At 62.2% G+C, this 8,088-nt stretch carries 10 protein-coding genes and 1 riboswitch; of the genes, 7 read left to right on the top strand and 3 right to left on the bottom strand.

Annotated elements, in window-relative coordinates; translation table 11 throughout:
* Positions 1–112: 112 nt before the first annotated feature.
* The 3 genes from EOA22_RS17950 to EOA22_RS17940 form a co-directional block, all read right to left on the bottom strand.
* Positions 113–358 carry a DUF680 domain-containing protein gene (locus EOA22_RS17950; RefSeq protein ID WP_013528266.1) on the bottom strand — a complete coding sequence of 82 codons (246 nt, stop codon included), beginning with the start codon at positions 356–358 and terminating at the stop codon, positions 113–115.
* Between the two features lie 69 nt (positions 359–427).
* Positions 428–628, bottom strand: coding sequence for a DUF680 domain-containing protein (locus EOA22_RS17945; RefSeq protein ID WP_013528267.1), 201 nt, complete (start codon positions 626–628; stop codon positions 428–430).
* Positions 629–707: 79 nt separating this feature from the next.
* Positions 708–905 carry a DUF680 domain-containing protein gene (locus tag EOA22_RS17940; RefSeq protein WP_013528268.1) on the bottom strand — a complete coding sequence of 66 codons (198 nt, stop codon included), beginning with the start codon at positions 903–905 and terminating at the stop codon, positions 708–710.
* A 511-nt stretch (positions 906–1,416) separates the two neighbouring features.
* Positions 1,417–1,619, top strand: a riboswitch (cobalamin riboswitch).
* Positions 1,620–1,733: 114 nt separating this feature from the next.
* Between EOA22_RS17940 and EOA22_RS17935 the strand changes: the two genes are divergently transcribed.
* The 7 genes from EOA22_RS17935 (at position 1,734) to EOA22_RS17905 (ending at position 8,038) form a co-directional block, all read left to right on the top strand.
* On the top strand, positions 1,734–2,981 hold the full coding sequence (locus EOA22_RS17935; protein WP_063169810.1) for an aromatic ring-hydroxylating dioxygenase subunit alpha: 1,248 nt from the start codon (positions 1,734–1,736) through the stop codon (positions 2,979–2,981).
* 25 nt (positions 2,982–3,006) lie between these two features.
* Complete coding sequence (locus EOA22_RS17930; protein WP_013528270.1) at positions 3,007–4,107, top strand: hybrid-cluster NAD(P)-dependent oxidoreductase; 1,101 nt, start codon at positions 3,007–3,009, stop codon at positions 4,105–4,107.
* Positions 4,108–4,276: 169 nt separating this feature from the next.
* Positions 4,277–4,708 (top strand): PqqD family protein, encoded by a 432-nt coding sequence (locus EOA22_RS17925; protein ID WP_013528271.1) that lies wholly within the window; start codon positions 4,277–4,279, stop codon positions 4,706–4,708.
* A 46-nt stretch (positions 4,709–4,754) separates the two neighbouring features.
* Positions 4,755–5,804 (top strand): hypothetical protein, encoded by a 1,050-nt coding sequence (locus tag EOA22_RS17920; RefSeq protein ID WP_063169809.1) that lies wholly within the window; start codon positions 4,755–4,757, stop codon positions 5,802–5,804.
* Positions 5,805–5,818: 14 nt separating this feature from the next.
* Positions 5,819–6,553 (top strand): glycosyltransferase family A protein, encoded by a 735-nt coding sequence (locus EOA22_RS17915; protein ID WP_082826624.1) that lies wholly within the window; start codon positions 5,819–5,821, stop codon positions 6,551–6,553.
* 55 nt (positions 6,554–6,608) lie between these two features.
* Positions 6,609–7,361, top strand: coding sequence for a glycosyltransferase family A protein (locus EOA22_RS17910; RefSeq protein WP_063169807.1), 753 nt, complete (start codon positions 6,609–6,611; stop codon positions 7,359–7,361).
* Positions 7,361–8,038, top strand: coding sequence for a glycosyltransferase family A protein (locus EOA22_RS17905; protein WP_063169806.1), 678 nt, complete (start codon positions 7,361–7,363; stop codon positions 8,036–8,038). The genes EOA22_RS17910 and EOA22_RS17905 overlap by 1 nt, the downstream gene beginning before the upstream one ends.
* Positions 8,039–8,088: the final 50 nt, after the last annotated feature.

The raw sequence follows: 8,088 nt of genomic DNA, 5'->3' as shown, positions 1-8,088 counted from the left end.
GTGTAACAAAAAAGAAAGGCAAGGGCGGCTACCCCAAATTTCTCTTTGAAGACAAAAACAAGGGCGGTGGTCTGGACCCGCCGCTCTTTGACTTGGAGATCGACTTCGGTTGTTAGTTGTTGCCGAAGAGGTTGCGGTCGGCACCTTGCGGAGCAGACTTCTGGGTGGTGTCACCCGACGAGTTCAGCAGCTTGTAGACCGGCGAACCGGTGTTGCGTACCGAAGAGGTGCGCGTGCTGTCGACCGAAGTCGTGGCGGCAGGCTGATTGGCACCATTGGAGCCAAAATTGTCGCTGCCGGCGAAGGCACTGCCGGTGATGGCCAGAACGGCGGCGGCAGCAATAAGGATCTTGTTCATTTTAGTCTCCTGAATTCTGGATTTCGCCAGGACGGCAGACACAGCTGCCGTCGGTTGCGAAATTGGTTGTTAGCGACCGAAGAGGTTACGGTCGCTGCCCTGAGCGGGCGTCTGGGCAGCCGGTTCCGAGGTTTTGGTGGAAGCCGTGTACGACTGGTCCACAGCGGCGGCAGGCTGGTTGGGGCCGTTCGAACCGTAGTTGTCGCTGCCCGCGAAAGCGCTGCCGGTGATGGCCAGAACGGCGGCGGCAGCAATGAGGATCTTGTTCATCTTGAATACTCCTGAATGTCTGAATTTCGCCAGGGCGGCGGGCGAGCCCGCCGTCGACCGGGAAACTGGGAATCGGCTGTTAGTTGTTGCCGAAGAGGTTGCGGTCAGCACCCTGGGCAGGCGCCTGAGCAGCCGGTTCCGACTTCTTGGTCGAAGCGGTGTACGAGCTGTCGACAGCAGTGGCTGCCGCGGCGTTGGAACCGTAGTGGTCGCTACCAGCGAAGGCGCTGCCGGAAATGGCCAGAAGGGCTGCGGCAGTGAGAATGATCTTTTTCATTTTTGGTACTCCAGTATCGTCTTTTTTCCGTCCGTCTAGCGGCGTGTCTTGGAAATGAAATCGCGTCGTTCGGACAGCCCCGATGTGGGAGGGCAAGGTCGTCTTTTCCAATCACGAAGTTGTTCCGTGTGGACCATGAATCCACACCTTGAAATTGTGCCAACGGAATCTAGGGATGCATTTTTCTTCTTCATATCAGTGTGTTAGGTGTAGCCACCTGATGGATCACTGACTGTTTCAGAGGCCCAGCGTTCACACCGTCCTGCACGCACCGTCAACAGAAACGAACCGTTCGGTTCGATTTTAGGGCGAACTAATAGTCATTTTTCGAAACCATTAACCTTTTTTGACCCCCCGCGAAGGGTCGGATTCGGGAAGATCGCAGCCGGCAAATGGCCGCCCGGGAGGTGGGATCTCGGCCCGCGACGAGCTGCAGTAGCGTTTCGCATGCCGTGTCGCGCCGCATGGATACGATGTCGTTTTCATGCCGACGGCGCGCCCGCGATCGTGGTTAGATCATACCATCTCAGGTGCCGCTTCGTGACGACGAGGCGGAGAATTGGGAAGCCGGTCAGAATCCGGCGCTGCCCCCGCAACGGTGGTGGAGTTCAAGTCGCAACGGGAGACCACTGGGCAACCGCCTGGGAAGGTGTCGCGATGGTCCGCAAGGACAACTCCAGAGCCCGGAAACCAGCCCGAGATTTTTAGACTCGACTGATCGCGGTGGGCGGTCAAGAGGTGGATAGCGCATGTCCGGCACACAGCCGGCCTGCGCTTCAATCCTTCCTCCGTCACCACCAGTTCAGTCCTTAGGAACGAGGACAGGACATGGATATCCGCAACGACATGCTGAGGCTCCTGAAGGGGCGCCGGCAAGGCTTTTCGCTGGAGCAGCCCTTCTACACCGATCCGGACTACTTCAAGCTCGACATGGAGCTGATCTGGTATCGCGACTGGCTGTTCATCGGCCATGATTGCGAACTGCCGAAGCCGGGCAGCTACATCACCGTGCAGGTCGGCGATTATCCGGTCGTCCTTGTCCGCGACCAGCACGGCAAGATCAACGCCTTCCACAATTCCTGCCGCCATCGCGGCAGCCGCGTGTGCAACACGGAGAAGGGTACCGCGGCAAAGCTCGTCTGCCCGTATCATCAGTGGACCTACGAGCTGGACGGCCGCCTGCTGTTTGCCCGCCAGATGGCCGACGGTTTCGACAAGAGTGATTTCGGCCTGAAGCCGGTCGCCTGCGAGAGCGTCGGCGGCTACATCTTCATCTGCCTGGCCAAGGAACCGGCAGATTTCGCGCCGATGCGGGCGATGATCGAACCCTATCTTTTGCCGCACCGGCTGCGTGAAGCAAAGATCGCCTTCGAGAGCACGATCGTCGAGAAGGGCAACTGGAAGCTGGTCTGGGAAAACAACCGCGAGTGCTACCACTGCGCCGCCAATCATCCCGAGTTGTGCAAGACCTTCCCCGAGGCTCCAACCATAACCGGCGTCCATGGCGCCGACAGCGACCCTGAAATGGTCGCACACTGGGCCAGATGCGAGGCATCAGGCTTGCCGAGCAAATTCCGCATCGATCCGGCAGGGCAGTACCGCGCCACCCGCGCGCCGCTGCTGCGCGATGCCGTCAGCTACACCATGACGGGAAAACGGGCGGTCCAGAAGAACCTGTCCGACAGCGTTTCAACCGACCGCATCGGCTCCTTGCTGCTCTATCACTATCCGACGACCTGGAACCATATCCTCGGCGACCACGCCGTTACCTTCCGCGTGCTGCCGATCAGTGCCACGGAAACCGCAGTGACAACGAAATGGCTCGTCCACAAGGATGCGGTCGAAGGCGTCGACTACGACCTCGCTGAGCTCACCCATGTCTGGACCGAGACCAACGACCAGGACCGCCGCATCGTCGAGGAAAACGCCTTCGGCATCCTGTCGCCGGCCTATGAACCAGGCCCCTATTCGGAGCTGCATGAGGGCGGCGTGATCCAGTTCGTCGAGTGGTACGCGTCGTTCATCGGGCCGCGCCTTGCCGAAGGCGGCCGGCCGGCCCTGCGCAGCGTCGCCTAGCCCAGGGGACAAGAGGATGAATGCGATGACGGACCTTGGCCTCTATCGCCATCTCGACCAGATGACGCCCTGGAACGACAGGCTGCAGGTGCTGGAAGTGATCGGCGTCAGCGACGAAGCGCCTGACGTGAAGACCTTCACCTTCCGCTCCGACAACCAGACCTGGTTCCGCTACAAACCGGGGCAGTTCGTGACTCTGGAACTGCCGACATCGGACGGGCCGCTGATGCGCACCTACACGCTGTCGTCCTCGCCGTCGCGGCCGTTCTCGATCGCGGTGACGGTCAAGGCGCAGGCGGGCAGCACCGGTACGCGCTGGATGTTCGACCATCTGACGCCCGGTTCGCACGTCAAGGCCTATGGGCCGACCGGCGACTTCTCGCTGCACAGCCACCCGGCCGCCAAATACCTGTTCATTTCGGCCGGTTCCGGCGTGACGCCGATGATGTCGATGCTGCGCTGGCTGAACGACTGCGCGCCATGGACCGATGTCGGCTTCGTCAACTGCGCGCGCCGCCCGGAAGAGATCATTTTCCGCAAGGAGCTCGAACTGCTCGGCAGCCGCATGCCTGGGCTGTCGCTCGGCTTCATGATCGAGGAGCGGTCGAGCCGCGAGGGCTGGTTCGGCCATATGGGCCGCATCGACGCGATCCGGCTGCCATTGCTGGCGCCCGATTTCCGCGAGCGCGAGATTTTCTGCTGCGGCCCCGATCCTTTCATGCGCGCCGTGCGCGGCATGCTGGACGCAGCCGGCTTCGACATGGCGAAATACCATCAGGAAAGCTTTGCCGCGCCTGCCGTGGAGGAGATCCCGGCGCCGTTCTCGCCGCCGGCGGAAGACGGCGCCGCTGCCACCGTGGAGGCCGTGACACCGATCCGGTTCTCGCATTCCGATGTCGATGCCGAATGCGTCGCCGGCCAGACCGTGCTGCAGACGGCACGCGCCTCGGGGGTGCGGATTCCCGCCGCCTGCGAGTTCGGCCTGTGCGGCACCTGCAAGGTGAGGAAGGTCGCGGGCGACGTCGAGATGAGCCACAATGGCGGCATCCTCGATCACGAAATCGAAGACGGCTTTATCCTCGCCTGTTGCTCGAAGCCGCTTTCGGCGCTTGAAATCGAGGCGTGACCGGCAGGCACGGTCAGAGGCTGTCCATGCCCGCGCGGCCTGCAGCTGCGCTCGGCCGGGCCTACGCCATCTTGCCAAAAACCCTGCAAATGGTTAGACGCCTGCAACGGTGGGGTTGACCGTAGGGCCCGAAGATCATCTCCGCGGCCTGCTTCGGCGGGGAGCAAACATGCGACAATCCGGCGTATATGCCATTGCCAGCAAGGATATCGTCTTTGAATCCTTCGATGGCGAAGCCGTCGTTCTCGACCTGACCACCGGTAAATATTTCGGCTTCTCTGATTCAGGCAGCAGGCTTTGGGATGCACTGTCGTCCGGCGTGCCTGCCTCCGAACTGGTCGGCGCCGCGACCGGGATTGGCGCCCTCGATGCCGCCGCGATTGACGGCTTTGTTTCACAATTGCTCGAATTCGGTTTGCTGGCGGCCGCAACCGATGGCGTGGCAAGACCGGTTCCCAGCGAATTGCTGGCTCAGCTCGCCGCTGCCGGCGAGCCCCTCAAGGTCGACATCCATGACGACCTTGCCGACCTCATTGTCGTCGATCCCATCCACGAGGTCGAGGAGCCCCTCGGCTGGCCCGCAGTGAAGCAGGCCAACTGAGGCGCGCCAGGCTCTCGTTGCCGGACGGCTCCGGAACAGGCAGACCATGCCGAACGTCACTCTCGAAAACCTGACTGACTACGCACGTCATGTCCTGGCGCAAGCGCAGAGCAGCGCCGCGCATTATCCACTGACCTGCAAGGTGGGTTTGCCGCATCTGGAGTTGACCGCTCATGTGAGTGCCGGCGCGTTGGCGGATGCCTTCGCTCATGGCTTTGTCACGGCTGCGGACAACCGAGCGCCTGCCGACATCTGCCGCATCTTCGTCGCACATCCCGGCATTGACGGCATCGCGGCACCGGCCAGATGGGGCCAAGGACCCTTCACGCAGCATGGCTTCGCCACCAGGCTGGCGGAAGCCGGATTGCGCGGCAACCATTTCCACGACCTGGATTTCTGGCAGTTCTATGATCCGCAACGTCGCGTTGGCGTGCAATTGATGGCCTCGGCCGATGCCTTTCCACCGTGGGAGCCGGGAGCGCCGCTGCGCCCCTTCCTCCATTGGGAATATGCGGCACGTGGCATGCGGCTGGCCCATGCGGGGACGCTCGGCACCAAAGGCAGGGGCGTACTGCTGGCCGGCGCGGGCGGCGCCGGGAAATCCGGGACCGTCGCCGCCGGCCTCCTCCACGGGCTGGACAGCGTCGGCGACGATTATGTGCTGGTCGACCTCTCCAACGGCGTGACTGCCCGCCCGTTGTTTTCAACACTCAAGCAGGATCCCCAGGGATTCGCGCGACTTGGGCTGGATCACCGGCTGCCAGCTCATAGCCCGCTCAACTGGCAAGGCAAATATGCTTTTCACATTCATGACATCGCGCCCCGGCCGGTGCCTGAAACCCTGGACATCGTTGCGCTGCTGGTGCCACATATCGGCGGAGGCGGGGCAAGTTCGATCGTGCCGGTGTCGCGGAGGGATGCCATGATTGCCTTGGCGCCGTCCGGCATAGCGCAGATGCCGGGCGAGCGGGAGAGCGGCTTTCGCTTCTTCAGCGACCTGACCCGCCTGCTGCCATGCTATCGTCTGTCGCTGGGGACGCAGCCACAGGAGATAGCCGGCACGATTGCGGACTTTCTTGTGCGGGGCGCTTCGTGAAACTGAGCGTGATAATGCCCGTCTATAACCGTGAACGCTATGTCGTTTCGGCATTGCGCTCGCTGGTGCGGCAGCGGGACGCCGCCGATCTCGACATCATCGTCATCGACGACGGTTCGACCGACGGCTCTGCTGAGGCCGTACGCTCGATGATGGGCGAAAACCCCTGCATCCGACTCTTCCAGCAATCGAACATGGGCGTGGCCAGGGCGCGCAACGCCGGGCTGCGGCAACTGCCGCCGGATGCGGAGTTCGTGTCATTCCTGGATTCTGACGACATCTCGCTGGCCGGACGGTTCAAGGCCGATCTCGCCCGCTTCGAGGCTACCTCCGGGCTTGAGCTAACCTATTCGCTGATGACGCTGGTCGACCGGATCGACGACGAGAAGCTCGAGCCGGAGGCGGACTGCTGTACCATGACGCTTCGCGGAATTTCGCTGAGCACCGCTCTCTTCAGTCGAACGCTTGTCGATCGCATCGGCCATTTCGACGAGGACTTTGAGCAGTCCGAGGACACGGATTATCTGTTGCGAGTCTTCGAAACCGGTCCGCGCTACGAATTGCCGAACACCGTCGCGATCTACTACCGACGCCACGCCGGAAATGTCACCAAGGAACATAGCGGCAGGGTCCGCAACCACTTGCGTGCAATCCACAAGTCGATGCGGCGGCGCAAGGCCGATCCGTCACGGCGAGAGGTCCAGGGCATCTTCGAATTGAAGAGTCCCGCCGATTGGCGGATGCCATGATGCTCGAGACAATCGGCTCGGATCAGCCAAGCCCGCAACGCTGCTGGAGACGCCGATGAGGCTGAGCGTCATCATGCCGGTCTACAATCGCGAACAATTCGTTGGCCTGGCGCTGCGCTCGTTGCTCAGGCAGCGCGAAGACATCGATCTCGACATCATCGTCATCGACGACGGGTCGACCGATGGCTCGGCAGCCGTCGTACGGTCGTTGATCGACGAGGCCCCATGCATTCGTCTTTTCCAGCAGATCAATGGCGGGGTCACCAAGGCGCGCAATGCCGGGCTGAAGCAGTTGCTGCCGCAGACGCGTCTGGTGTCGTTTCTCGATTCGGACGACATCTCCCCGATAGGCCGCTTCAAGGCGGATCTCGCCTGCTTCGAAGAGGATCCTGGCCTCGAGCTGACCTATTCGCGCATGACGCTGGTCGACAAGATAGATGGCGAGACACTGGAACCGGCCGCCGACAGCCACTCCATCACCGTGCGAGGGATCCACCTGTCCGCCGGGATCTTCGCGCGAGACCTCATCGAGCGCACCGGTGGTTTCGACGAGGATTTCAAACAGGCCGAGGACACCGACTATCTGTTGCGTATCTTTGAGAGCCAGGCAAAATACGTTATGCCCGATACGGTGGCTCTCTATTACAGGCGTCATCCCGGCAACATGACCAAGGAAGCCGATGTGCCCTTTCGCGAGTTCATGCGCGCCATTCACAAGTCGATGAAGCGTCGCAAGGCCGATCCCAGCTTGCGCCGGGTGGAGGGGATCTTCGACTTCAAGGATCTCGCGCAGTGGCGGTTCCTTTGATGGCAGGCTACGGCGTCGTCATTCCGGCTTTCAACGCGGCCGCCACCATAGGCGCTGCCCTGAACTCCGTTCTGGCCCAGACGGCAAAAGCGGAGGCCATCGTCGTGGTCGATGACGGTTCGACCGACGATACGGCCGCGGTGATCGATGCGATGAACCTGCCGGTGACGGTGCTGCGACAGGACAATGCCGGACCCGGCAGCGCAACGACCCGTGGCATTGCGGCACTCTCGACGCCGCTCATCGCGACGCTCGATGCCGACGATTTGTGGCTGCCGGACAAGATCGAACAGCAACTGGCCTATCTCGGCCGTCATCCCGGGACAGCGGGCGTCTTTACGCACTGGCGGACGTTTCGCGGCGACAGCCCCGATTTGCCCGATGCGGCCAGTGGAGCGGGCTGGTCGCGCACGACGATGATGATCCGCCAGGAGGTGGTGCAGAGCGTCGGTCCCATCATCGACCCACCAGGCGGTCGCGGCGAGATGATCGACTGGATCGCCCGGGTTCGTGAGGCAGGCTTTGTACTTGCCATGCTCGACGACGTGCTTGCATTGCGCCGCATCCGTCCGGGCAGCCTTTCCTACGGCCGCGATCCGGCACGCGACCGGGGCTATATCCAGGTCGCAAGGCTCGCCATGCAGCGGCGGGCCCAGAACAAAGCGGGCTCCAGTTGAACCCCACGCCTGTTCGCCGCCTCCGCCGCCGCTTCCCGGTCTATGGCTGG

It is taken from the genome of Mesorhizobium sp. M7A.F.Ca.US.014.04.1.1 (assembly GCF_003998745.1).
GTDB classification, from domain to species: Bacteria; Pseudomonadota; Alphaproteobacteria; order Rhizobiales; family Rhizobiaceae; genus Mesorhizobium; species Mesorhizobium ciceri.
The sequence above is the reverse complement of the archived record's forward strand: the minus strand, read 5'-3'. Positions and strand labels throughout refer to the sequence as shown.